Source organism: Limimaricola sp. AA108-03, assembly GCF_050847355.1.
GTDB lineage: Bacteria > Pseudomonadota > Alphaproteobacteria > Rhodobacterales > Rhodobacteraceae > Limimaricola.
Genome location: NZ_CP193755.1, coordinates 1,246,716 through 1,271,434 on the forward strand (window position 1 = coordinate 1,246,716; position 24,719 = coordinate 1,271,434).

General features: G+C 67.7%; 21 protein-coding genes. 12 read left to right on the forward strand and 9 right to left on the reverse strand.

The genetic code is table 11. From position 1 onward, the window contains the following. Nucleotide 1: 1 nt before the first annotated feature. Complete coding sequence (locus ACRAQ3_RS06090) at nucleotides 2-2,884, reverse strand: monovalent cation/H+ antiporter subunit A (protein ID WP_432256016.1); 2,883 nt, start codon at nucleotides 2,882-2,884, stop codon at nucleotides 2-4. A 530-nt stretch (nucleotides 2,885-3,414) separates the two neighbouring features. Here ACRAQ3_RS06090 and dusA point away from each other — a divergent pair. Together dusA and ACRAQ3_RS06100 are read left to right on the forward strand one after the other, a co-directional pair. After that, entirely contained in the window at nucleotides 3,415-4,365 is a 951-nt protein-coding gene (gene dusA / locus ACRAQ3_RS06095) for a tRNA dihydrouridine(20/20a) synthase DusA (protein ID WP_432256017.1), read from the forward strand. Nucleotides 4,366-4,445: 80 nt separating this feature from the next. Beyond that, nucleotides 4,446-5,267, forward strand: a complete 822-nt coding sequence (locus tag ACRAQ3_RS06100) for a sulfite exporter TauE/SafE family protein (protein WP_432256018.1) — start codon at nucleotides 4,446-4,448, stop codon at nucleotides 5,265-5,267. Here ACRAQ3_RS06100 and ACRAQ3_RS06105 read toward each other — a convergent pair. From ACRAQ3_RS06105 to ccmI, 3 genes are read right to left on the reverse strand one after another with little or no spacing between them, the layout of a single operon-like run. Continuing rightward, the gene (locus ACRAQ3_RS06105) at nucleotides 5,264-5,494 is read right to left on the reverse strand and encodes a DUF1289 domain-containing protein (RefSeq protein ID WP_269398076.1); all 231 of its coding nucleotides are present in this window, start codon (nucleotides 5,492-5,494) and stop codon (nucleotides 5,264-5,266) included. The two genes, ACRAQ3_RS06100 and ACRAQ3_RS06105, sit on opposite strands and share 4 nt — an antisense overlap. After that, the gene (gene ruvX / locus ACRAQ3_RS06110; protein ID WP_085897489.1) at nucleotides 5,491-5,964 is read right to left on the reverse strand and encodes a Holliday junction resolvase RuvX; all 474 of its coding nucleotides are present in this window, start codon (nucleotides 5,962-5,964) and stop codon (nucleotides 5,491-5,493) included. Before ruvX ends, ACRAQ3_RS06105 begins: the two co-directional genes overlap by 4 nt. Then, nucleotides 5,961-7,154, reverse strand: coding sequence for a c-type cytochrome biogenesis protein CcmI (gene ccmI / locus ACRAQ3_RS06115; RefSeq protein ID WP_432256019.1), 1,194 nt, complete (start codon nucleotides 7,152-7,154; stop codon nucleotides 5,961-5,963). Before ccmI ends, ruvX begins: the two co-directional genes overlap by 4 nt. Before the next feature lie 219 nt (nucleotides 7,155-7,373). Here ccmI and ACRAQ3_RS06120 point away from each other — a divergent pair, with 219 nt between their 5' ends. From ACRAQ3_RS06120 to ACRAQ3_RS06135, 4 genes are all read left to right on the forward strand, one after another. Next, entirely contained in the window at nucleotides 7,374-7,775 is a 402-nt protein-coding gene (locus ACRAQ3_RS06120; RefSeq protein WP_269398079.1) for a hypothetical protein, read from the forward strand. A gap of 274 nt (nucleotides 7,776-8,049) precedes the next feature. Next, on the forward strand, nucleotides 8,050-8,649 hold the full coding sequence (locus tag ACRAQ3_RS06125; RefSeq protein ID WP_269398080.1) for a superoxide dismutase: 600 nt from the start codon (nucleotides 8,050-8,052) through the stop codon (nucleotides 8,647-8,649). A gap of 147 nt (nucleotides 8,650-8,796) precedes the next feature. After that, nucleotides 8,797-9,006, forward strand: coding sequence for a hypothetical protein (locus ACRAQ3_RS06130; protein WP_269398081.1), 210 nt, complete (start codon nucleotides 8,797-8,799; stop codon nucleotides 9,004-9,006). Beyond that, the gene (locus tag ACRAQ3_RS06135) at nucleotides 9,006-9,458 is read left to right on the forward strand and encodes a host attachment family protein (protein WP_432256020.1); all 453 of its coding nucleotides are present in this window, start codon (nucleotides 9,006-9,008) and stop codon (nucleotides 9,456-9,458) included. The genes ACRAQ3_RS06130 and ACRAQ3_RS06135 overlap by 1 nt, the downstream gene beginning before the upstream one ends. A gap of 33 nt (nucleotides 9,459-9,491) precedes the next feature. On the opposite strand, the gene ACRAQ3_RS06140 is transcribed toward ACRAQ3_RS06135, so the two are convergent. Then, nucleotides 9,492-10,058 carry a TIGR00730 family Rossman fold protein gene (locus tag ACRAQ3_RS06140; protein WP_432256021.1) on the reverse strand — a complete coding sequence of 189 codons (567 nt, stop codon included), beginning with the start codon at nucleotides 10,056-10,058 and terminating at the stop codon, nucleotides 9,492-9,494. Between the two features lie 139 nt (nucleotides 10,059-10,197). Between ACRAQ3_RS06140 and ACRAQ3_RS06145 the strand changes: the two genes are divergently transcribed. Both ACRAQ3_RS06145 and ACRAQ3_RS06150 read left to right on the forward strand, forming a co-directional pair. Continuing rightward, complete coding sequence (locus tag ACRAQ3_RS06145; RefSeq protein WP_269398084.1) at nucleotides 10,198-12,024, forward strand: ABCB family ABC transporter ATP-binding protein/permease; 1,827 nt, start codon at nucleotides 10,198-10,200, stop codon at nucleotides 12,022-12,024. A gap of 104 nt (nucleotides 12,025-12,128) precedes the next feature. After that, complete coding sequence (locus tag ACRAQ3_RS06150) at nucleotides 12,129-13,328, forward strand: multidrug effflux MFS transporter (RefSeq protein WP_432256022.1); 1,200 nt, start codon at nucleotides 12,129-12,131, stop codon at nucleotides 13,326-13,328. Nucleotides 13,329-13,390: 62 nt separating this feature from the next. Here the strand turns inward: ACRAQ3_RS06150 and ACRAQ3_RS06155 are convergent, their stop codons facing one another. Beyond that, entirely contained in the window at nucleotides 13,391-17,041 is a 3,651-nt protein-coding gene (locus ACRAQ3_RS06155) for an efflux RND transporter permease subunit (protein WP_432256023.1), read from the reverse strand. Further along, on the reverse strand, nucleotides 17,038-18,267 hold the full coding sequence (locus tag ACRAQ3_RS06160; RefSeq protein ID WP_432256024.1) for an efflux RND transporter periplasmic adaptor subunit: 1,230 nt from the start codon (nucleotides 18,265-18,267) through the stop codon (nucleotides 17,038-17,040). The genes ACRAQ3_RS06155 and ACRAQ3_RS06160 overlap by 4 nt, the downstream gene beginning before the upstream one ends. Nucleotides 18,268-18,536: 269 nt before the next feature. On the opposite strand from ACRAQ3_RS06160, the gene ACRAQ3_RS06165 reads away from it, so the two are divergent. Genes ACRAQ3_RS06165 through der form a run of 3 tightly spaced genes read left to right on the forward strand, consistent with a single transcriptional unit; the run spans nucleotide 18,537 to nucleotide 22,072 of the window. Beyond that, entirely contained in the window at nucleotides 18,537-19,211 is a 675-nt protein-coding gene (locus ACRAQ3_RS06165; protein ID WP_432256025.1) for a hypothetical protein, read from the forward strand. 56 nt (nucleotides 19,212-19,267) lie between these two features. Beyond that, nucleotides 19,268-20,572 carry a PQQ-like beta-propeller repeat protein gene (locus ACRAQ3_RS06170; protein ID WP_269398089.1) on the forward strand — a complete coding sequence of 435 codons (1,305 nt, stop codon included), beginning with the start codon at nucleotides 19,268-19,270 and terminating at the stop codon, nucleotides 20,570-20,572. Between the two features lie 48 nt (nucleotides 20,573-20,620). Next, nucleotides 20,621-22,072, forward strand: coding sequence for a ribosome biogenesis GTPase Der (gene der, locus ACRAQ3_RS06175; RefSeq protein ID WP_432256026.1), 1,452 nt, complete (start codon nucleotides 20,621-20,623; stop codon nucleotides 22,070-22,072). A gap of 60 nt (nucleotides 22,073-22,132) precedes the next feature. On the opposite strand, the gene ACRAQ3_RS06180 is transcribed toward der, so the two are convergent. Both ACRAQ3_RS06180 and serS read right to left on the reverse strand, forming a co-directional pair. Beyond that, the gene (locus ACRAQ3_RS06180) at nucleotides 22,133-22,837 is read right to left on the reverse strand and encodes a hypothetical protein (protein WP_432256027.1); all 705 of its coding nucleotides are present in this window, start codon (nucleotides 22,835-22,837) and stop codon (nucleotides 22,133-22,135) included. A gap of 68 nt (nucleotides 22,838-22,905) precedes the next feature. Continuing rightward, nucleotides 22,906-24,204: a serine--tRNA ligase gene (gene serS, locus ACRAQ3_RS06185; protein WP_432256028.1), complete on the reverse strand. Its 1,299-nt coding sequence runs from the start codon at nucleotides 24,202-24,204 to the stop codon at nucleotides 22,906-22,908. Nucleotides 24,205-24,404: 200 nt separating this feature from the next. On the opposite strand from serS, the gene yajC reads away from it, so the two are divergent. Then, complete coding sequence (gene yajC / locus ACRAQ3_RS06190) at nucleotides 24,405-24,689, forward strand: preprotein translocase subunit YajC (protein WP_085897475.1); 285 nt, start codon at nucleotides 24,405-24,407, stop codon at nucleotides 24,687-24,689. Nucleotides 24,690-24,719: the final 30 nt, after the last annotated feature.

Sequence of the window (24,719 nt, forward strand, 5' to 3'; positions counted from 1 at the left end):
CTCAGCTGCCCTCGCGCTTTGCATCCACGACCGGATCGAGCTCCTCGCCGCGCGACGGATCGATGTCCATCGCGTGATCGGAGGTCTCGGTGCCGGCCCTGTAACCCAGCCGCGAGAAACTTTCGAGCGATAGCATCACCGCGCCGAGCACGGCGAGGAACACGCCGAGGTCGAAGCCCATGGCGGTGGCCAGCTCGAACTCCTCCATCGGCGGGATCCGGAAATAGCCGAAGGCCGAGGTCAGGAAGGGCTGTCCGACGAACCAGGCGCCGATGCCGGTGAGACCGGCCACGAAGACGCCGGCGCCGATGATCCCGTGATAGGGGTAGCGCTGGCGCCGCGCCGCCCAGGCGAAGCCCGAAGCCATGTATTGCGTCACCACGGCGATCGCGACCACGAGGCCCGCGACGAAGCCGCCGCCGGGATCGTTGTGGCCGCGCAGGAAGATGTAGACGCCGACCATCAGGATCAGAGGCATCATCACCCGCGTCAGCACCACCATCATCAGCGGGTGGGCGTCGCCGGCCTGCGGTTCCTCGTGCCCGCGGTTCAACAGCTTGCGGCGCACCTTGCCCGAGAGCAGGGTTTCGGTCAGCGCGTAGATCACCAGCGCGGCGATGCCGAGCACGATGATTTCGCCGAAGGTGTCGAAGCCCCGGAAGTCGACCAGGATCACGTTGACCACGTTGTCTCCGCCGCCGCCCTTGTAGGAGTTGGCGAGATGGTAGTCCGAGATCGGCGCGATCGGGAACTCGGTCGAGAGAATGGACCAGATCAGACCCGCCGCGGCGATGCCGCCGGCCCCGGCGATGATCGCGTCGCGGGTGCGCCGCGCCGCTCCGGATTCGTTGGGCGTGGTATTGGGCAGGAAGTTCAGCGCCAGCAACAGCAGGATGATCGTCACCACCTCGACCGAGATCTGCGTGAGCGCGAGATCGGGGGCGGAGAAATGGTTGAAGCCGACGGAGACCATCAGGCCGATGACCCCCATGAGCATCAGCACCGCCAGACGGTTGCGATGCACCGCCACGAGGAAACCGGTGGCGGCGATCAGCATCGCCCATGCCGCTATGGCGATGGGCGTGACGGGCAGGAGCGGGCGCCGGATCTCGGCGCCGGTCGTGCCCGAGAACCATGCATGCGCGCCGACCGCCACCACGGTCAGCACCATGATCGCGGCATAGCGGGTGAAGGCCCCGTCATGCAGGCCACGCGTCACCGGGCGCGCCAGCGCGACGCAGCCCGCGATGATCCGGTCGAAGATGTCCTTGGCCTCTGGCCGCCGCGCCGCTTCCCAGATCCGCGACAGCGGCGCGAAGCCCATCAGCAGCAGCGCGCCGCCGATCACCGCGATCGCCGACATGAACAGCGCCGGGGTCAGGCCGTGCCAGAGCTTGAGATGGGCGTCGGGCAGTTCGGCGGCCGAGCCGATCACCGCGCCGGTGACGAGCTTCACGAAGGGCTCGGCCAGCGCCGGAAACAGACCGATCACCACGACGGGGATGATCAGCAGCGCCGGCGGCAGCCACATGCCGGGGTTCGGATCATGCGGATGCGCCGGGTAATCGTCGCGTTCGGCGCCCAAGAAGGTATGGGCGATCAACCGGAAGGAATAGGCGGCCGAGAACAGCGCCCCCAGCGTCGCCACGATCGTGACCAGCATCGGCATGCCGAACAGCGTCGTATGCGCGGCCTCCTCAAGCATCATCTCCTTCGACAGGAAACCGTTGAGCAGCGGAATGCCCGCCATCGACAGGCCCGCCAAGGTCGCGATGGCAAACGAGATCGGCATCAGGCGTCGCAGCCCGCCCAGCCTTCGCATGTCGCGGGTATGCACGCCGTGATCGACGATCCCGGCGGTCATGAAGAGCGCGGCCTTGAAGCTTGCATGGTTGAGGATGTGGAACACCGCCGCCATCGCGCCGAAGGCCGTGCCGGTGCCCAGCAGGAAGGTGATCAGCCCCAGATGCGACACGGTCGAGAAGGCCAGCAGCGCCTTCAGATCGTGCTTGAAGATCGCGATGAACGCGCCGAGCACCATGGTCGCGAGGCCGGCCGTCGTGACGATGTAGAACCACTCCTCGGTGCCCGCGAGCACCGGCCAGAGCCGCGCCAGCAGGAACAGCCCGGCCTTCACCATGGTGGCCGAGTGCAGGTAGGCCGAGACCGGGGTCGGGGCCGCCATCGCGTGCGGCAGCCAGAAATGGAACGGGAACTGCGCCGATTTGGTGAAGCAGCCCAGCAGGATCAGCAGCAGGGCCGGGACATAGAGCGGCGAGGCCTGTACCACGTCGCGTTGTTCGAGGATGACGCTCAGGTCGTAGCTGCCGACGATCTGGCCCAGAAGCAGCATGCCGCCGATCAGCGCCAGCCCGCCCATGCCGGTCACGGCGAGCGCCATGCGCGCGCCTTGGCGGCCTTCGGGCAGGTGTTTCCAGAACCCGATGAGCAGGAAGGAGGAGAGCGAGGTCAGCTCCCAGAAGATCAGCAGGAGCAGGATGTTGTCGGAAATCACGATGCCCACCATCGCGCCTTGGAACAGCAGCAGGTAGCTGAAGAACTCGCCCATGTTGTCGTCGCGCGACAGGTAGTGGCGCGCATAGGCGATGATCAGCAGCCCGATCCCGAGGATCAGCGCCGCGAACATGAAGCCCAGCGGGTCGAGGAACAGGTTCGCGTTGAGCCCCAGCCCCGGCATCCAGTCGAGCCGGGCCGAGACCGTCTCGCCCCGCAGCACGGCGGGCAGATGCGTGAGCAGCCCCACCGCGGCCGAGGCCGTGACGAGGAAGGTGGCGGTGAAACAGGCCTGGCGACCGGCCCGGATCATAAGACCGGGCAGCAGCGCGCCGAGGAACGGGAGGAGGGCGATGATGAATAGCGACATGGCGCGCACTATCGCGGAGACGAAGCGCGGCGACCAGACTCGGGCAGAAATTTACGACGCCCCGGGGTGCTTTATTCTGTCGCAGCGACGCATGGCGCTGTCGTAGCGGCTCGCTGGGTGGCGTCGATCGGTGGAGAGGCCGGGGCCGAGCATCTCCATTTGGCGGCGTTATCAGGTCTCGGTACGAATCACACGGCTCCGACCTTCGATGTCGCGGCCGGTGCCGCGGACGGTCGAGGATGACATTTTCCATGGGATCGAAGCAGAGAATGCACCCGGGACCATCCGAGAGAGACGCCTGTGCCGACCTTTCCTCGCTCGCACGGCGTCGAGACTTCGGCAGCACGTTGTCGCAGTCGCACATGCGGCTTTGCCAGCATAGGGAAGCGAGGCAAAGCGGAACCTATCGGATTTGCCCGTCGTGCAACCTGATGCTAGACAGCGCTTCTTCCAACCGAAGCCCGGATCGAGACATGACCTCAGGCCAGACCGCATTGCCAGACGCCGCCCGCCTGTCCGTCGCCCCGATGATGGATTGGACCGACCGCCATTGCCGGCATCTGCACCGTCTGCTGTCGCGGCGGGCCTTGCTTTATACCGAGATGGTGACCGCGCCCGCCGTGATCCACGGCGATCGCGAGCGGCTTCTGGGTTTTGGCGATACCGAACATCCCGTGGCGCTGCAGCTCGGCGGGTCGGACCCGACCGAAATTCGCGAGGCAGCGCGGATCGGGGCCGAATTCGGCTATGATGAGATCAATCTCAACTGCGGCTGTCCCTCGGACCGGGTGCAGTCCGGTGCCTTCGGCGCGGTGCTGATGACGCGGCCTGATCTGGTAGCCGAATGCTGCGCAGAGATGATCGCCGCGAGCCCGGTCGAAGTGACGGTGAAATGCCGCATCGGCGTCGACGAGCAGGAGCCCGAGACGGTTCTGCCCCGTTTTCTCGAAACGGTCGCGGCGGCGGGCGTTCGCCGCTTCACCATCCATGCGCGCAAGGCTTGGCTGCAGGGGCTGAGCCCCAAGGAAAACCGCGACATTCCCCCGCTCGACTACGATCTGGTGGCGAGGATGAAGCGCGCGTTTCCGCATCTGCACCTGTCCGTGAATGGTGGCGTCGGCTCGCTCGACGAGGCCGAAACCTTTCTGGAGGCCGGTCTTGACGGGGTGATGATCGGCCGGGCCGCGTATCATGCGCCTGCCGATATCCTGTGCGAGGCCGACCGGCGCATCTGGGCCGATCCGGGCACGAGCCGCGCCGAAGCGGCGGTGCGCGACATGCTGCCCTATATCGAGGCGCATCTCTCGGCGGGGGGGCGGTTGCACCAGGTGACGCGGCACATGCTCGGCCTCTTCGCGGGTCGCCCGGGGGCGCGGGGCTGGCGGCGGGTTCTGTCCGAGGGTGCGTCGCGCCCGGGCGCCGGGCCGGAACTGGTGATCGAAGCGCTGGGCCGGGTCGAGGACCTGCAGCAGGCAGCCTGAGCACTATTTCCCACCAAACGGCCCCTTGTGGCCAAGACGGGGGGCGGGCATCGCTGTCGCGAAACAAGCGGGAGCGCCAGATGCCTGAAACCACGCTGCTTTTGTCCATGGGGGCGATGCTGCTCGCCATCGGCGCCTTCGCGGGCGTGCTGGCCGGGCTCTTGGGCGTCGGCGGCGGCATCGTTCTGGTGCCGGCCTTCTTCTACGCATTCGCCGCCCTCGGCTACGAGACGCCGCAGCTGATGCAGATCTGCCTCGCCACTTCGCTTGCCACGATCGTCGTCACCTCGGCCCGCTCGGTCCTGAGTCACGATCGCAAGGGCGCGGTCGATTGGGCCGTCCTGCGCGGCTGGGCCCCCGGCATCGCCGTGGGCGCGCTGGTGGGAGTGCTAGTGGTGGCGCAGCTGCGTACCACGGTGCTCCAGCTCATCTTCGGCGGGCTGGCGCTGAGCGTGGCGCTCTACATGGTGCTGGGTCGCAGCCACTGGCGACTGGGCGAAACCATGCCCTCCGGCTGGCGCCGCGCCGCGATGGCCCCGGCGGTCGGCCTCCTGTCGGTGCTGATGGGGATCGGCGGTGGCAGCTTCGGGGTGCCGATCATGACGCTGCACGGCATGGCGATGCACCGCGCCGTGGCCACGGCCGCCGGGTTCGGCCTGCTGATCGCGCTGCCTTCGGTGATGGGTTTCCTGCTGACGCCGCTCGCCGCCGGTGTCGCGCCGCCGATGACGCTGGGCTCGGTGAACCTGCCGGCCTTTCTTCTGGTCATCGCGATGACGCTGCTGACCGCGCCGCTCGGGGCCGCACTGGCGCATCGGACGAATGCCAAGCGGCTCAAGCGGGTGTTCGGCGCCTTTCTGATCCTCGTCGCGCTCAACATGCTGCGCAAGGCGCTGATCTAGCGCTCCAGCCGTGCCTTGCGGCCGCCGCGCCGGCCCTTCGGCGTAGGCTCGCGCCCGGGCAGCTCGGCCATCACCGCGCGGCGCTCCTCGGCGCTCATCCGGCCCCAGGCGGCAATCTCGTCGATCGAGCGGGCGCAGCCGAGGCAGAGCCGGGTTTCGGGGTGGATCGTGCAGAGCTTCACGCAGGGGCTTTCGATCTCGGCCCGGCTCCAAACCTCGTCGCTCATGAGCGTCCCATGTAGCTCAGACGGTCCAGGAGACCCTGCAGAATGTATCCGGCCGCGACCGCGTCGATCAGCTCGCCCCGGCGCTTGCGCGAATGGTCGGCTTCGAGCAGCGCGCGCTCGGCCGCGACGGTCGAGAGCCGCTCGTCCCAAAAGCCGATCGGGATCTCGGTCAGCCGTGACAGGTTGCGTGCGAAGGCGCGGGTCGACTGGGCGCGCGGCCCCTCGGAGCCGTCCATGTTGCGCGGCAGCCCAAGCACGAAGCCGGCGATGCCGCGACCTTCGGCGATGGCCAGAAGCCGAGCTGCATCTTCGGTGAACTTCTTGCGCTTCACCGTCTCGAGCGGCGTGGCGACGGAGCGGAGTCCGTCGGAGACGGCGACGCCGATGGTCTTGGTGCCGAAGTCGAGACCGGCGAGGGCACCGGCTCGGGGCAGGGCAGCGGCAAAGTCTTCGGCCGTCTCGAAGATCATTCCGCCACCCCCGCCTTGCGTGCCGCGTCCCGGATCTGCTCGAGATCGGGCGTGCCGGCGAAAAGCTGTTGCGCCTCGGTCCAGATCGCCTCGGCGCGGTCGGTTTCACCGAGCACGCCGAGGGCCCCGATCAGCCGGGCCCAGTCCGGCGCCGCGCCGCCGCTCTCGGCCAGCCGCGCGGCCAGGCCATCGACCATGCCCCGGATCATCTCGTCGCGCGCGGCCGGATCCATGTCCTGCGCCGCCGCGATATCGGCGGCCGATGGGCCGGGCGCCGAGGGCGGCGTGTAGTCGACCCCGGCAAGCGCCGCGGCGCGGCCGATCTGCGCGCGGGCCAACTCCACATGCGGCGAGGCAGGATCGCCTCGCTCGATCACGCGTTTCCAATATCGGAAGGCGAGGTCGGGCCGTTCGATCTGCGCCTGCAGCAGGCCCATGTAGTAAAGCGGCCCCGCCGCATCCGGATCGGCGTCGAGCAGCCGTGCCAGCAACGCCTCGCTTTCGGGCGTGACGAGACCGCCTGTGGCCGCGACCATCCGGTCGACCAGCGCCAGCCGATCCTCGAAGCTGGCGTCGTCGCCCTTGATTTCGATCACCCGCTCCTGTGCGCGGGCGGCGGCGGCGTAATTGCCCAAGGCCGCCTCGTGCCGCGACAGAAGCTGCCAGCCGGTCAGGTCGTCGGGCCGTCCGGGCACCGCCTCGCGCAGCTGTTCGACCATCGCGAGGTATTCCTCGGGGGCGGCCGCCTGAATGGCGGGCGTGACGGCCTCGGCCTCGGCCTGGCTCGGGCGATCGGCGCGCCGCTCGCGCGCCATCTCCAACCGTTCGGACAAGGGCGCATCGGGGCGGCCCGGGGCCCCGAGATCCGCGTAGAGCCAGATGGCGCCGCCGATCACCACGATGCCGCCGAACAATGCCACCGGCCATACCGGCCCGCGCGACTGTTGGCGGGGTTCGCACGCGGCGCGGTCGGCCGCGATGAGCCGCCGGCCGATCTCGGCCCGGGCGCGCTCGGCCTCGTCGGGACCGATCAGCCCGCGCGCGCGGTCCGCCTCGATCTCCGCGAGCTGGTTGCGATAGAAATCGAGATCCGCATTGCTGCCGGCCTCGTGGCCCGGCCGCAGCAGCGGTGCCGCCAAGGCGAGGGCCACGACCCCGCTAAGGGCCAGCGCGATGATCCAGAACAGCATGCGTCACTCCTGTCTTGTGTCGTCACTACAGCGCGGAGCCCGGCCCCGAAACCCCCGCGAGGGTCGCACCCGGCCACGTCCGCGCGAGCAGGCTGGCGCCAAAGCTACTGTGGCGTCGCCGCAGCCCTCCCGAAACATCGCAAAAAATTTACTCACGGCCGGAACCCGCCCGTCCGGGTGACGTTGGCCGACGAATGACACATTGACGGAGCATCTCGCATGTCCGACCCGAACATCAACAACAACAACGTGAATCCGCCGCCGAAGAAGAGCGGTGGCAGCTCGATCGCGCTGATCGTCGGCGGCCTCGTGGTGGCCGTGATCGTCCTCTACTGGCTGTTCGCCGGTGGCAGCGAGGTCGATAACGCCGACGTCGTCGGCGAGGAAACCAACATCAGCGTCGAGACCGAGGCCGAAGGCGCCGCCGAAAGCATCGAGGATGCCGGCACCGCCGTGGTCGAAGAGGTCGAGGATGCGGGTGCCGCCATCGAGACCGAGGTCGAGGAAGGTGCGGCCGAGATCGAGGAAGAGGCCGCCGAGGCCGAAGCCGAGATCGAAGAGGCGCCGGCCGATTCGACCGACACGATCGAAGTCGAGGGCGACGCCGAGGTGGTCCAGTAAACGACCCGTTCCGGCCCCGAGGCCGGTGTAGTTCTTGAGGGACGAGTTCCTGACGCGTCCCACATCGCAGGAGCCGTGGCCCCCGGCCGCGGCTCCTGTCGCTTCTGCTTGGCGCGCGACAGGCTTCCTGTCGCCGCCGATGCCCGAGCAACCGCGACCAGCGCGCCGCGTTCGATTGCAAGCCCCGAATTTCCCGCTGGTCCCATTGACCTTTGGCGGCCGGAGGTTCTGTTATGTGGCGCAAATCCACCACTGGCAGAAAAGCGAGACCGACATGGCTTTCGAACTTCCCGACCTCCCCTACGCCCACGACGCGCTCGCCTCCAAGGGCATGTCGAAGGAGACGCTCGAATACCACCACGACCTGCACCACAAGGCCTATGTCGACAACGGCAACAAGCTGATCGCCGGCACCGAGTGGGACGGCAAGTCGCTCGAGGAGATCATCCGCGGCACCTATGACAAGTCGGCGGTGGCGCAGAACGGCATCTTCAACAACATCTCGCAGCTGTGGAACCACAACCAGTTCTGGGAGATGATGACCCCGAACGACAGCAAGATGCCGGGCGAGCTGGAAAAGGCGATCACCGACAGCTTCGGCTCGGTCGACAAGTTCAAGGAAGAGTTCGCCGCTGCCGGTGCCGGTCAGTTCGGCTCGGGCTGGGCCTGGCTGGTCAAGGACGCCGATGGCGGCCTCAAGGTCACCAAGACCGAGAACGGCGTGAACCCGCTCTGCTTCGGCCAGACTGCACTGCTGGGCCTCGATGTATGGGAGCACTCCTACTACATCGACTACCGCAACAAGCGCCCGGCCTACATCTCGAACTTCCTCGACAACTTGGTGAACTGGGAGAACGTCGCCTCGCGCATGTAAGCGCCCGGCGCTGCAAGGCTATCGACCTTGAAACCGGCCCTCGCGAGCGATCGCGGGGGCCTTTCTCATGCGCCGCCGTACCGCTCCGCGCCGGAACCCCGCCTCTCATGAATCGTTGGTCTCGCGAACGCAAGACAGGAGGCTCCCATGGCCGACAGGGCACGATCCAAGGACGGCGTGAAGGAAACCGACGCCTATGTGAGCGAAGAAGACCAAGGCGGCGCCGGTAACCAGCCCGGCCGCGAAGGCGGGGATCTCACCCGCAAGGTCGGTACTCGAGACGATCTCAAGCGTGCCGAGCAGGACGATCCCGGCGTTACCCGCGTGCGCAAGAGCGACGAGAAGGATACCGAGTGATGGCGAAGATCGACAACGGAACCTGGGTTCTCGTCGCCGATGGCGAGAAGGCGTTGATCCTCGAGAACGTCACCGACGACCAGCACCCGAACCTGCGCGTCGTGCGCAAGGAGGAACAGGAGAACCCGCCGGACCGCGAGCAGGCCACCGACAAGGCGGGCCGGCTTGCCGATACCGGTCCCGGACAGCGCACCGCGCTAGCCGAGACGGATTTCCATCAGCTCGCGAAGGATCGGTTCGCCGCCGATCTCGCCGACATCCTGTACCGCAACGTCCATAAGGGCCGTTTCGAGAAGCTGGTCGTGGTCGCCAGCCCTCAGGTGCTCGGGGCGCTGCGGGGCGAGTTGCACAAGGAGGTGGCCGACACCGTAGTGGCCGAGGTCCCGAAGACGCTCACCAACCACCCCGTCGCCGAAATCGAAAAGGCCGTGGCAGACGAAATCGCCGGGTGAACGGCTGCGGGCCGCCCCCCCCGGGGCGGCCTTTCACCCCGGCAGGGCCACTTCCAGCGCCCGTTCCAGCCCCTTCACGCTCGGAACGTACTGGATGAACGCCTTGAGGCTTTCATCCGCGAAACCTTCGTCGATCACATGGTTCAGAAGCTGGCGCAGCGGCTGCCAGTAACCTTCGATGTCCAGGAGCAGGATCGGTTTGCCGTGCAGGCCGAGTTGGCGCCAGGTCAGGACCTCGAAGAACTCGTCGAGCGATCCGGCGCCGCCGGGCAGCATGACGATCGCCTCGGCGTTCATGAACATGACCTTCTTGCGCTCGTGCATCGTCTCGGTGACGACATAGGTATCGAGATCGGTCTTGCCGACCTCGGCATCGACGAGATGGCGCGGGATCACCCCGAAGCTCGACCCGCCCATGCCCTGCGCCGCGCGCGCCACCGCGCCCATCAGGCCGACATCCCCGGCCCCGTAAACGAGCCGCCATCCGCGCCGCGCCAGCATCTCGCCGGTTTCGCGGGCCGCGACCTCGTAGGCGGGGCGCAGGCCGGGACGCGAGCCGCAATAGACGCAGACCGAGTTGGAAAAGGCGGGTAGGGGCATCTGGGAACTCCGGGTTGTGTCCCATCACTCGTAGAACGCAGCCCCCCTCCGCTCAAGCGCGGGGTTCGGCGCCGTGCTCTGGCCATCCGGCAGCGTGCATCCTAGTTTGGGGCGGCCGCCGCCAGCCCGGAGCCAGCCGATGCGACGCCTGTCCAAGACCGACGCCAATCTTTCGGGCCAGCCCGTGCGGGGATGGGACACGATCCGGCAGGTGATCCCCTATCTGTGGCCCGAAGGTAAGGGGTGGGTGAAGCGCCGCGTCGTGCTGGCGGTATCGCTTCTGGTCTTCGCCAAGCTGATCGCCGTCGCCACGCCGCTCTTCTACAAGGCCGCCGTCGATGCGCTGGCGGGCGAGGGCGAGAGCGCGGCGATGCTGCTGGCGATCGGCGCGGCGGGGCTCACGCTGATCTACGGGCTGGCGCGTCTCGCCAATGTCGGATTTCAGCAGCTGCGCGACGTGGTGTTCACGCCGGTGGGGCAGAGGGCGCTTCGAAAGCTCGCGCTCAGGACCTTCCAGCATATCCACGCGATGAGCCTGCGCTATCACATTAGTCGCAAGACCGGCGGTCTCAGCCGGATCATCGAGCGCGGCGTGAAGGGCGTGGATTTCCTGCTGCGCTTCCTGCTGTTCTCGATCGGTCCGCTGATCCTGGAATTGCTGCTGGTCGCGGTGGTGCTCTTCTTCCTGTTCGACGTGTGGTATCTCGTCGTGGTGCTGGGCACGATCATCCTTTACGTCGCCTTCACCTTCAAGGTGACGGAGTGGCGGGTCCGGATCCGCAAGCAGATGAACGATCAGGACACCGACGCCAATCAGAAGGCGATCGACAGCCTGCTCAACTTCGAAACGGTGAAGTATTTCGGGGCCGAGGGGCGGGAGGCCGCGCGCTATGATTCCGCGATGGAGAAATACGCCGCCGCCGCGACGCGCACCAACTATTCGCTGGCCTTCCTCAATTTCGGACAGTCGCTGATCATCACCACCGGCCTCGTCGTGGTCATGATCATGGCCGCCGTGGGGGTTCAGCGCGGCGCGCTCAGCGTCGGTGATTTCGTCATGGTCAACGCCTACATGATCCAGATCACCATGCCGCTGAACTTCCTCGGCACCGTCTACCGGGAGATCCGGCAGGCGCTGATCGACATGGGCGAGATGTTCGACCTGCTGAACCAGCCGCCGGAGGTCACCGACCGGCCGGACGCCAAGGCGCTGGCGGTGCCGCGCGGCGAGATCGTCTTCGACGATGTCTGCTTCGGTTACGAGGCGGCGCGCGGTATACTGAAGGGCGTGTCCTTCACCGTGAAGCCCGGCGAGACCGTCGCCATCGTCGGTTCATCCGGGGCCGGAAAATCGACCATCGGCCGGCTGCTGTTCCGCTTCTACGACGTGACCGAGGGCGCGATCAGGATCGACGGTCAGGACCTGCGCGAGGTGACCCAACATAGCCTGCATGCGCAGATCGGCGTGGTGCCGCAGGACACGGTGCTGTTCAACGACACGATCCTCTACAACATCGCCTATGGCCGTGACGGCGCCACGCGCGAGGAGATCGAGGCAGTGGCGCGCGCCGCGCAGATCCATGATTTCATCATGTCGCTGCCCGAGGGCTACGACACGACGGTCGGCGAACGCGGGCTGAAGCTGTCGGGCGGCGAGAAGCAGCGGGTCGGTATCGCTCGCACCTTGCTCAAGGACCCGCCGATCCTGCTTCTGGACGAGGCCACGAGCGCGCTCGACACCGATACCGAGCGCGAAATTCAGGGCCAGCTACGCGCCATGGGGCAGGGGCGCTCGGTGATCACCATCGCACATCGGCTGTCCACAATTGCAGATGCCGACCGGATCGTCGTGCTGGAAGCCGGAAAAGTGGTCGAATCCGGGCGCCACGAGCATCTTTTGGCGCAGGAAGGCCGCTATGCGCAGCTCTGGTCCCGCCAGCAGGCCGAGGAGGCCGAAGCCGCGTGATTGCGCTTCTGAACCGATCGGTCTAGCCTGCGCGCGAGTCGCCCGCCGCGCGTGGGCCAATCGCCGTTTCGCGTGCCCCGTGCGCGGAGTTCAAGGACAGCCCTATGTTTTCGCCGATGTTCCGCACCGCGCTGGTGCTGGGCCTGCTCTCTGCCGTGGGTCCCTTCACGATCGACATGTATCTGCCCGGCCTGCCGGGGCTTGCCGCCGATCTGGGCGTCGACGAGGCGGCGGCGCAGGCGACGATCAGCGCCTATTTCCTAGCCTTCGGCTTGGCGCAGCTCTTCTACGGGCCCTTCGCCGACGCGGCAGGCCGCAAGGCGCCGGTCTATATCGGCGTCGGCGTGTTCCTCGTGGCGACGATCGGCTGCGCCTTGGCACCGTCGCTGCCCTGGCTGGTGGCGTTCCGCGCCTTGCAGGGTCTGGGCTGCGCGGCGCTGATGGTGGTGCCGCGCGCCATGGTGCGCGACATGTATACCGGCCACGAAGCGACGCGGCTGGTGGCGATGATCATGCTGGTGATCTCGGTCTCGCCGATGCTGGCGCCGCTGTCTGGCGCGATCATGATGACCTTCACCGGCTGGCGCGGCATCTTCTGGGCGCTTGCGGTCGTGGCGGCACTGGCGCTGCTGTTGTCGGTCTTCGCCCTCAAGGAAACGCTGCCTGCGGAGCGCCGCCGCCCGGTGCGTCCGCGCCTGCTTGCGGTCTCGGCCAAGCGGCTGTTCCGCGACCCGACCTTCATGGCGCTGACCTTCGTGTCGGGCTTCGGCATGGCGAGCTTCTTCGTCTTCATCGCCTCCGCCAGCTTCGTCTACACGCAGCAATACGGGCTGACGCCGCTACAGTTCAGCCTCGCCTTCGCGACCAATGCGGTGGGCTTCTTCGGCGCGAGCCAGTTCGCCGCGACGCTGGGCCGCCGCATCGGCCTGTTGCGGATGCTGCGGCTGGCGCTGGCGGGCTTTGCCATCTTCAGCCTGACGCTCCTGTCGATCACGGCGGCGGGCTACGCTTCGCTGCCGGTGCTGATGGGGCTGCTTCTGTGCGGCAACGCCTGCCTCGGCCTCGTCATTCCGACGAGCCAGGTCATGGCGCTCGACCCGCATGGCGAGATCGCCGGTCTCGCCTCGTCGCTGGGGGGCACGCTGCAGATGATGACGGGCGGGCTGATGGTCGCCCTCACGGGGCCGTTCTTCAACGGTACGGCGCTGCCGATGGTCGCGGTGATCGCGGGCTGCGCGGTGATGGCGCTGGGTCTCGCGCTCGTGGCGCTGGGCCGGGGCGAGAGAACGCCGCAACCGGCCTGACGATCCCTCCAAGCCTGATGCCGAAAGGGCCGCCCCTCCCGGGGCGGCCTTTTTTCCGATGCTCACTCGGCGGCGCGCAGCGTCGCCGCCACGGGCGGCACCGGTCCGTCCTCGTCCTCCCACAGGATTTCGGGCGCCTTGATCCGGCGGGCCTCGCGCCGGAGCGCCCAGTCGCGCGCCGCCCGGCTGCCGCGTCCCATCGAGAGCCGGGCCAGCAATCGTGACATCCAATGCGCGTAGCGCGCGGCCCAGATCCGCAGAGCCAGCATCGCCGGCGTGAAGACCAGCGTCAGCACCGTGGCGATGCCGAGGCCGAAGACCACGGCAGTGGCGAGCTGCTTCCACCACAGGGCGGTCGGGCTGTCGATCGTGTAGCCACCGCCGAAGAAGTCGAGGCTCAGCCCGAACATCATCGGCGCGAGGCCCGCCATGGTGGTGACGGTGGTAAGAAAGACCGGGCGGATGCGGTCCTCGGCGGTACGGATCACCGCCTCGGTGCGCGGCATGTAGCGCTCGTAATCCTGATAGGTGTCAATCAGAACGATGTTGTTGTTCACCACGATCCCCGCCAGCGCGACGATGCCTGTGCCGGTCATGATGATCGAGAAAGTCTGCTCCATCACCAGCATGCCGATCAGCACCCCGGCGGTGGACATCACCACCGCGAGGAGCACCAGCACCGCGTTGTAGAAGCTGTTGAACTGCGCCAGCAGGATGATGAACATCAGCCCCAGCGCGCCGGTGAAGGCCCATTGCAGGAAGGCTTGGCTCTCGGCCTGGTCCTGCTGGTCGCCGGTCCACTCCCAGCCGATCCCTTGGGGCAGGGGCGACGTCTCAAGCCACTCGGTCAGCACCTCGATGCGTTCGTTGGCGTTGACGCTGACGCGCGTGACTTCGCCCGCGTCGATGCGTTCCTGCAATTCGGGTCCGATCTCATCCTCGCGGACGACCCGGCTGTCGTCGCCCTCCACCAGCTTGACCAAGCCCGGCAACACGTCGGCCTTCACCTCGAAATAGCGCTGCTGGCCGACCCGCGTGATCTCGGCGAGCTTGGCCACTGGGGTACGGGTGACGAAGTTGGACAGCGGCACCAGTCCGGCGGGCGTCCGTACCCGCAGGCTGTCGAGCGTGGACAGCACGCGATCTTCTTCAGGCAGGCGCACCCGGATCTCGATCTCCTCGTCGGATGTTTCGACGCGCATCGTGTCGAGCATGATGCCCCGGGTGACGAGCTGGACCATCGCGCCCACTGTCGCCACGTCGGCGCCGTAGCGACCGGCCTTTTCGATATCGACATCGATCTGCCAGTCGATCCCGGGCAGGGGCAGCGTGTCCTCGATCAGGGTCAGTCCCGGCGTCTCCTCGAACCGCTCGCGTGCCTGCGCCGTGGCGGCGCGCAACACGTCGAAATTCTCGCCGGTGAGGCGCAGATTGACCGGTTTCGACGCGCCCGGCCCCTGGGCGAGGTTGAGGATCTCGATGCGGATGCCGGGAATGCCGTCGAGCTCGGCCTGCAGCCGTTCGAGCACCACGTCGCCATCCAGATCGGCGAGGTCGTAGCCGTTCTCCCTCGCATAGGCGGGGCGCTCGTCCCATGGTACCAGCTCGATCTGCAGCTGGCCGACCGCGTCGGCCGGACCACCGGCACCCGCGGTGTTGGAGTTGAGCCCGCCTTCGCCCGCGAAGGCAAAGACCGAGCGGATGCCGGGAAAGCCGACCGCCACCTCCTCGGCTTCGGCCACCATAGCGTCCTTCTCGGCAAGGCTGAGGTTGCCGCGCGCCTGCACGTAGATGATCGCCTGCTCGGGTTCGGTCTCGACGAAGAATTCGACGCCGTTGTTGTGGGTGCCGAAATAGGTGAAGGTCGTGAAAACGAAGGCGCCGACGCCGGCGATGGTCACGAGCGGCATCACCGGGTTGCCCGCGATCAGCGCGATCAGCCGCCCGAAGGGCGAACGGCGATAGCCCGCGCGCAGACGTTTCGGGGCGCGTCGGATCTTGGCCGCCGCACCGAAGATCGTGGTCGCGATCGCCCCGGCAAGCGCGAGGCCGAGCCCCGGGGCCGCCTCGATCAGGCTGCGGGAGGGGCGCGCCTCGCCGGTCAGGTAGCCTGGGTTCAGCGCCAGCATCAGCCCCACGAAGATGAGCCCCGCCGCCGGCGGCACCAGCGCCGCGCGCACCACCCATGGCAGACGCCTCCGCAGTCCCTCCGACACATGCAGGAAACCACGGCTCATCCGGCCCAGCACGCCGCCCATCACCGGCAGGTAGATCAGCGCCACCACCAGCGAGGCCGAGAGCACGAAGATCAGCGTGACCGGCAGCATGCCCATGAACTGCCCCGCGACACCGGGCCAGAACAGCATCGGCAAAAACGCGCAAAGCGTGGTCGCGGTCGAGGAGACCACCGGCCAGAACATCCGCTTGGCGGCTTCGACATAGGCGTGCATCGGACCGACGCCCTCGGAGATCCGCTTGTCGGCATATTCGACCACGACGATGGCGCCGTCGACCAGCATGCCCACGGCGAGGATCAGGCCGAACATCACGATGTTGGAGATGGAGATGCCCATCACCGCCAAGAGCGCGAAGCACAACAGGAAGGATGTCGGGATCGCGAAGCCGACCAGCAGCGCCGGGCGCGGCCCGAGGGTTGCCAGCACCACGATCATTACCAGAGCGATCGCGGTGAGCACCGAGCCCTCGAGCTGGCTGACCATCGAGGCGACGTTGCTGCTCTGGTCGTTGGATGTGCCGACCTCGATCGCCGCGCGCAGGTCCTCGGGCCACGAGGCGCGCTCGGCCTCGACGGTGTCCCGCACGAGTGCGGCTGTATCGATCAGGTTGTAGCCCTTGCGCTTGACCACCTGCAGCGCCACCGTGGTTTCGCCGTTGTAGCGCGCGGTGGAGGTGCGATCCTCGAAGGTCAGGCGGATCGTCGAAAGATCGCCCAGCGTCACCACCCGGTCGCCATTGGTCTTCACCGGGATGTCGTAGATGTCGCGCGGCTCGTCGAAGCTCGACGGGATCTTCACCGAGAAGGCGCCCTGCGCCGTCTCGACCTCGCCCGCGGCGATCAGCAGGTTGTTGTTGGTGACCACCTGCAAGAGCTCGGCGGCGGTGACGTTGTAGGCCTCGAGCCGGAGCGGGTCGATCTCCACCTCGAGCATCTCGTCGCGCTGGCCGGTGAGATTGGCCGAGAGCACGGCGTCGAGCCCTTCGAGCCGGTCCTGAAGCGACTTTCCGACACGGATCAGCGTCCGCTCGGGCAGAGGGCCGGTCAGGTTGACGATGATGATCGGAAACTCGGAGAAGTTGATCTCGGTGACGGACCAGGCATCGGCGCCATCGGGAAACTCGGCCTCGGCCGCGTTCATCGCGTCGCGCACATCGGCCATGATCTTCGTCTTGTCCCAGCCGAAGGCGAATTCGAGCGCCACGCCTGCATAGCCTTCGGAGGCGTTGGAGATCATCGTGTCGAGGCCGTCGAGATCGGCGAGCCGCGTCTCCATCGGCTTGACCAGAAGCTGTTCGGCATCCTCGGCCGAAATGCCGGGGAAGGGCACCGAGACGAAGAGCGCCGGGATCTCGATATCGGGCTCGCCCTCCTTCGGCAGGCCGATATAGGCGGCGATGCCCGCCGTGAGGCTGAGCACGATGAAGGCGATGATCATTCGGGCGCGCGAGGCGGCCCAGTCGACGATGCCGGTCATTGCGCCTGCTCCCTGTAGCGCGGCGCGACGCGGACCCCGTCGGTCACGTATTCCTGACCCACGACGATGACCGACGTCACCGGGTCGAGCCCTGCCACCAGCACGCCCTCGGGCGTGTCGCGCAGCAACTCCACCGGCATGAAGCGCGCCACCGGCGCCGCCTCCGGACCGCCGACGGTCCTGACCCCGAGCTGGCCCGAATCGTCGAGCGTCAGCGCCGATTGCGGCAGCAGATGCGCCTCCGTGCCGTTGGTATCGACGAGGATCTCGGCGGTCTGGCCGTCGCGTATTTCGAGATCGGCATTGGGCACGTCGACCTCGACCCGGAAGGTGCGGGTGGTCTCGTCGGCCGAGCGCGACACGAAGCTCACCTCGCCCGAAAGCGCGCGCCCCGAGGCGAGGCGGCCGGTGGCCCGGGCGCCGACGCGGATTTCGTCGACATGAACCTCGGGCACGAAACCCACGAGCTTGATCGGGTCGAGCTGAACGATGGTCGCGCAGGGCGAGCCGGTCTGCATCAGCAGGCCCAGCTCCGCCGTGTCGGTCTCCAGCAGTCCGTCGAATGGCGCACGGATGATCAGCCGGTCGATCTCGCGCTCGGCCGAGGCCACGGCGGCCTGCGCCGCCTCGATGCCGGCGCGGGCCGAGACGAGGTTGGACTCCGCGCTCTGCACCTGTGCGGTCGCCGCCTCGAGCGCCGCCTCGGCGCTGATCACCGAGGTCTCGCTCTGGTATCCGCCCTGGCTCAGGCGTCGCGCATTGCTGAGGTTGATCTCGGCCTCGCGCAGTCGCGCCTCGGCCTCGGCCTTGCCGGCCTGCGCGGTGGGCACGCGGCTCTCGGCTTCGCTCAGCCGGGCCTGCGCTTCGGCAAGCTGGATCTCGCGGGTGCCGGGGTCGAGCTCGCACAGCGCCTCGCCGGTTTCCACGAAGGCGCCCTTGCGCAACGGCTCAGAAATCACCCGTCCCGAGGTCTCGGCACGCACCTCGACCTGTCGCGCCGCCTCGGTGCGACCGCGCAGAACGACCGTGTCGTCGACCTCCCGCGCCCTGCTGCGCAACGCCACGACACCCACCTGCGGCGTGCCGTCCTCGGCTTTTGCCAGATCGGTATCCTCGGCAGCCGCGCCGTCGATCTGAGCAATTGCGTAGAGCCGATCGCGATCGACGATCAGGAGATAGAGAAAGCCAGCCACCAGAATCGCGGTGAGGGCAGGGATCAGTTTCATCAGGTTCCTTTCGGGGCGCCCGAACGCCCTGTCGACGAGGCGATGATAGCTTGGTGCCGGGAAAGCACGAAGCGTCGCGACGCACTGAACTGTCCGGTTCAAACTACGATTCGGCGGCATCCTACTCAATGCACATTTCGTAGACGCGACATGGGGTCACGGGGGCAAGTTGCCGTCGCCGCGCGGCCCTTGTCCCCGCGCATGGCTTCACGATAAGACAGGCCCGATCCGACATGGCGCCCAGGCGCAACCCGAAGGGGAGACGAGGCGTGAGCAATCCCGACAGCTTCATCGACGAGGTCAGCGAAGAAGTCCGGCGCGACCGGCTGTTCCACCTGCTGCGGCGCTATGGCTGGATCGGTCTCGCCATCGTCGTGCTGATCGTCGGCGGCGCGGCGGTCTATGAATGGCGCCAGTCGCAGATCGCCGCCGAGGCGCAGGCGCGGGGGGACGCGCTCCTCGCCGCTCTGGCCGAGCCGGAGGCCGCCGCCCGCGCCGAGGCGCTGGCACCGATCGCGGCGCAATCCGGCGATGCCGTGGTCCCGCAACTGGCGCTCGCCGCAGAGCAGCAGGCCGCGGGTGATGCAGAGGCCGCCGTGGCCACGCTCGATGCGCTGGCCGGCAATGGCGAGGTCGCCGAGATCTACCGCGATCTCGCGGCGCTGAAATCGGTCCTGATCGATGCCGGCCGCTCGCCCGAGGACAAGCTCTTGGCGCTCGAGGCGCTGTCGGCGCCCGGCGCGCCGTTCCGCATGCTCGCGCTCGAGCAGATCGCCCTCGTCCGGCTCGCGCAGGGCGAGCAGGATGCGGCCCTCGACCAGCTGCGCGCCATCATGGAAGATGCCGAGACGACACCGGACTTGCGCGACCGCGCCGCAAGCTTGATGGTTGCGCTGGGCGTCCCGCCCGAGGACGCGGCCGCAACGGCGGCCCCGGCCGAATGATCGAAAAGCGACCGGGACAGGTCGCAGGTAACCACGAATAGGGGCGAGGGGCAGTCATGCGTCGCAGCGGAGTCATCGGAGCGGGGGCGCTGGCCCTTCTTGCGGCCTGTAGCCAGCCGGAAGTACGGCTGCCCGGCACGCGCATCGGCGTGGCGATCCCCGGCGCTGCCGAAGCGGCAGGCGGCACCGCTGCGGCCCTTTCGCTTACGGCCCCCGTCGCCAATGCCGATTGGCCGCAGCGCGGTGGCGGCGCGGATCGCGACATCGCCCACCCGGCGCTCGGCGCGCAGCTGACACCGCTGTTCAATACCAGGTTCGGTGCCGCCGAGACGCGGCGCCTGCGCATCACCGCCGAGCCGGTCGTCGCGGGCGGCCGCGTCTTCGTCATGGATGCCGAGGCCGGCGTTGCGGCGCTGGGCACAAACGGGGCCCTGCTTTGGCAGCGTGCGCTCGTACCGGCCGCCGACGCGGCGGGGCAGGCCTCGGGCGGCGGTCTCGCCACGGACGGGGCACGGCTTTACGCTGTCACCGGTTTCGGCGAGCTGGTGGCGCTCGACGCCGAAACCGGGGCCCGGCTCTGGACCCAGGATCTCGGTGCGCCGGGCGCAGGAGCGCCAGCCGTGGCGAACGGCACCGTCTATGCCGTATCGCGCGACGGGCGCGGCCTCGCGCTCGACACACGGACGGGCCGGGTCAAATGGCAGATTTCGGGGGTCGAAGACCTGCAGCGCTACGATGGCGGCGCCGGCCCCGCCGTGGATGGTGACCTCGCGGTGTTTCCCTTCACCTCGGGCGAGGTCGTCGGCACCTTCCCCGAAAGCGGTCGCCAGCGCTGGTCCGCCGTTGTCGCGGGCCGCCGCCCCGGCGCCGCCGCCGCACTCGCGGCGAACGGCATTTCGGGCGATCCGGTGCTCGAGGACGGGCGGGTCTATGTGGGCAATGCCTCTGGCCGAATGTCGGCAATCGACGATTTCACCGGTGAGACTCTGTGGAGCGCACCCGACGGAGCGATCTCGCCCGTGGTTCCCGCCGGCGGCTCACTGTTCCTGCTCAACGACGTGAACCAGCTGGTGCGGCTCGACGCCGCAACCGGCGCTGCGCTGTGGCGGGTCGACCTTCCGGAAGGCGCGCCGCAGGGTTTCTTGCGTCGTGACACCCGGATCGCCCATTACGGCCCGCTCTTGGCCGGTGGCCGCCTGATCGTCGCAGGTTCCGATGGCCTGATCCGCGAGTTCGATCCCTTGGCCGGGCAGCTGATGCGACAGACGCCGCTCGAAGGCGGCGCGGCCTCGGCTCCTGTGGTCGCGGGGGGGATCCTCTACGTCGTGACCTCCGACGGGTCGCTTGCCGCTTTCCGTTGACGCGCAATCGGTGTATGGGGCCCTCTTCCGCACGCGAAAGACCCTGAGATGAGCTTCACCCTCGCCATCGTCGGACGGCCCAATGTCGGCAAGTCCACGCTGTTCAACCGCCTCGTCGGGCGCAAGCTGGCTCTGGTGGACGACCAGCCCGGCGTCACCCGCGACCTGCGCGAGGGTCCGGCGAAGCTCGGACCGCTGCGCTTTACCGTGATCGACACCGCCGGCCTCGAGATCGCCACGGACGAAAGCCTGCAAGGCCGGATGCGGCGCCTGACCGAGCGCGCGGTGGACATGGCCGATGTCTGCCTGTTCATGATCGACGCCCGCGCCGGCGTGCTGCCGGCCGACGAGATCTTTGCCGACATCCTGCGCAAGCGGGCCAAGCATGTGATCCTTGCTGCCAACAAGGCCGAAGGCCGCGCCGGTCAGGGCGGTCTGCTCGAGGCCTATGCGCTAGGGCTGGGCGAGCCGCTGGGCCTTTCGGCCGAGCATGGCGAGGGGATGAGCGAGCTTCTGGCGATGCTGGAGCCGCTGGCCGGTGAATTCGAGGCCCGCGCGGAAGAAGACGCGCCGGTAATGGATGTCGATGTCGACGAAGAGGGCGAAACCGACGAGGATGCGCCTTGGGCGCCGACCGTCGATCGCCCCCTGCAGGTGGCCGTGGTGGGCCGCCCCAACGCCGGGAAGTCGACGCTGATCAACAAGATCCTGGGCGAGGAGCGGCTGCTCACCGGACCGGAGGCCGGGATCACCCGCGACGCGATCTCGCTTGCCATCGACTGGAACGGCACGCCGTTCCGGATCTTCGACACGGCAGGCATGCGAAAGCGGGCCAAGGTTCAGGAAAAGCTCGAGAAGCTTTCGGTGTCCGACGGCCTGCGCGCGGTGAAGTTCGCCGAAGTCGTGGTGGTGCTTCTCGACGTGGAAATCCCCTTCGAGCAGCAGGACCTTCGCATCGCCGATCTGGCCGAACGCGAGGGCCGCGCCGTGGTGATCGCGGTCAACAAGTGGGACCTCGAGGACGAGAAGCAGGACAAGCTGCGCGAGTTGAAGAAAAGCTTCGAGCGGCTGCTGCCACAGCTGCGTGGCGCGCCGCTGGTGACGGTTTCGGCCAAGACCGGCCGGGGGCTCGAGCGGCTGCACGATGCGATCCTGCGAGCGCACGAAGTCTGGAATCGTCGTGTTTCGACCGCGCAGCTCAACCGCTGGCTGGTCGGCATGCTGGAGCAGCACCCGCCGCCCGCGCCGGGCGGCCGCCGTATCAAGATGCGGTACGTCACCCAGGCCAAGACCCGGCCCCCCGCTTTCGTGGTGATGACCTCGCATCCCGACGCGGTGCCCGAAAGCTATTCCCGTTATCTCGTCAATGGCTTGCGGAACGACTTTGACATGCCGGGAACGCCGATCCGGTTGTTCCTGCGCGATCAGGGCAAGAAGAACCCGTATCAGAACCGCAAGAAGGCGCAGCCTTCTAGGCTACGGAAACATCTCAAGGATTGATGTGAAGAGAGCGCCGCAAGGCGCTCTTTTCTTTGGCCTATTCGGCTGGGCGAGGTGGTGCTAGCTTGCGACGCGCCTTGCCAGGGCCAGTGCCCCGAGCATGGCCACGAGGCTCGCGAGGGCGATCAGGCCCGGAATGTTCAGCCCATTGGCAACGACGATCGCGAACAGGGCCCAGGAGACCGTAAGCCCGTAGGAGGCCGCGCGCGGCCGCCGCGATTGTACGACGAGCGCGAGCAAGGTGGCGAGGATCACGCACAGGATCGCCCAGCCGGTCTGCCCCATGAACAGGCCGTAGCCTGCCGCCGTGGAGCCCAGCGACACGAAGCTCGCGGCAGAAAGCCAGCCGGCGAAGAGCCCCATCGGCACCCGGGCGAGCCAGACGTCCCGCTCCGGCGCGGCCAGAAACGCACCGATGGCGCCGGCTGCCATTATGAAGATCGTGGTCGTGGCCCAGATCGCGCTGGCATTCGCGATGGCGAGCCACGGCACACCCACCGCGAGCGCCACCAGAAGCGGCAGCCGCATGCTGTGCCAGTCCTCGGCTGCCGCGCGACGCCACAGACCGTAGCCCGCGGAGACGATGAGCCAGAGATAGATCAGCCCCCAGATCGAGAAGGCCCAGCCAGCCGGCTGCACCGGCGGGTCGATCTGCGGGTTGGGCAGCTGGTCGGCGGTGAAGCCGGTGAAGGGCGATGTCACGAGGGGCGCCGCCGCGAAGGCGAGGGAAAGGGCGAGAACGGCCCATGAGATGAGGGTTTTCATGCCCTCACTACGCATCGCGCCGCCCGGTGGTTCAACCGGGCGGCGCGAATTTCGGCAGCAAGAGGCAATCAGTCGCGGATCAGTTCACCGGTCGCCGAGAGCCGGTTGCGCCCACCGAGATAGCCATGCAGCACCTCGGGCAGCGTCACCGAGCCATCCTCTTCCTGACCGTTCTCAAGCACCGCGATCAGGGTGCGCCCCACCGCGAGGCCCGACCCGTTCAGCGTATGAACGAATTCGGGCTTGGCACCGCCCTCGGGGCGGAACCGCGCGTTCATCCGCCGCGCCTGGTAATCGCCGCAGGTCGAGACCGAGCTGATCTCGCGGTAGCGGTCCTGACCGGGCAGCCAGACCTCGATGTCATAGGTGCGCCGCGCGCCGGCGCCCATGTCGCCCGCGCAGAGCAGCATGGTGCGGTAGGGCAGGCCCAGCTTCTCGAGGATCGCCTCGGCGCATCCCAGCATCCGCTGCTGCTCGGCATCCGACTCGTCGGGATGCGTCACTGAGACCATCTCGACCTTCTCGAACTGATGCTGGCGCAGCATGCCGGAGGTATCGCGCCCGGCGCTGCCGGCTTCCGAGCGGAAACACTGGGTGTCGGCCACGTAGCGGCGCGGCAGGTAGGAGGCCTCGATCATCGCATCGGCCACGAGGTTGGTCAGCGTCACCTCGGCGGTCGGGATCAGCCACCAGCCGGTGGTGGTCTGGTAGCTGTCCTCGCCGAATTTCGGCAGCTGGCCGGTGCCGTACATCGCCTCTTCCCGGACCAGCACCGGGGTCATCGTCTCGGTCAGCCCGTGCTCCTCGACATGGGTGTCGAGCATGAATTGCGCCAGGGCCCGGTGCAGCCGCGCGACCCCGCCCGACAGCACCACGAAGCGCGAGCCCGAGAGCTTGGCCGCGACCTCGAAATCCATGCCGTCCCGCACGGCGGGCAACTCGTAATGTTCCTTGGGGGCATAGTTGAACTGCCGCGGCGTGCCGTGGCGCTTGATCTCGACGTTGTCGTCCTCGCTGGTGCCGGCGGGCACGTCATCGGCAGGTAGGTTGGGAATGGTCAGCAGCAGCTGCCGCAGCGCCTCGTCCTCGGCCTGCGCCTCGTCGTTCAGCCGGGCGATCTCGGCCTTCTTTTCGGCCACCAGGGCGCGCAGCCGCTCGAACTCGGCCTCGTCGCCGCGCCCCTTGGCGGCGCCGACTTCCTTCGAGGCGCGGTTCTGATCGGCCTTGGCGGTCTCGGCGGCGTGGATCTTGGCCCGGCGCGCGTCATCGAGCGCCAGGATCTGCGACGACACCGGAGACACCCCGCGGCGGGCCAGGGCGGCGTCGAAGGCGTCGGGATTGTCGCGGATGGCGCGGATGTCGTGCATTGTCTCGTCCGTGATAGGGGGTTTCAGGGCCCGGGGGCCGCGCCCATATGGACCGAAACGCCCGCGCTTGTGAACCGCGAAACCGGCCCCGCGCGACGCCGGGGCCGCGGTGGACAATCACCGGACCCGGCAGTAGGGTGCCGCGACTTTTTCAAAGGCCCGCAAACAGAGCGCGCCCCGGACCGACGCAAAGGACCGCCATGCAAGGCATCGAATCTTTCATCCCGCTGATCCTGATCTTCGCGATCATGTGGTTCTTCCTGATCCGCCCGCAGCAGAAGAAGCTGAAAGAACACCAGAAGATGGTGGCGGCGCTGCGCCGCGGCGACCAGGTGATCACCCAGGGCGGCGTGATCGGCAAGGTGGTCAAGGTCCGCGACGACAGCAACGAGATCGAGGTCGAGATCGCGCAGGGCGTGAACGTTCGCGTGGTCCGCTCGACCATCGCCACCGTGACTTCGAAGACCGAACCGGCCAAGGCCTGATCTTCCCGATCCGGCCCCGCGCCAGAGGAC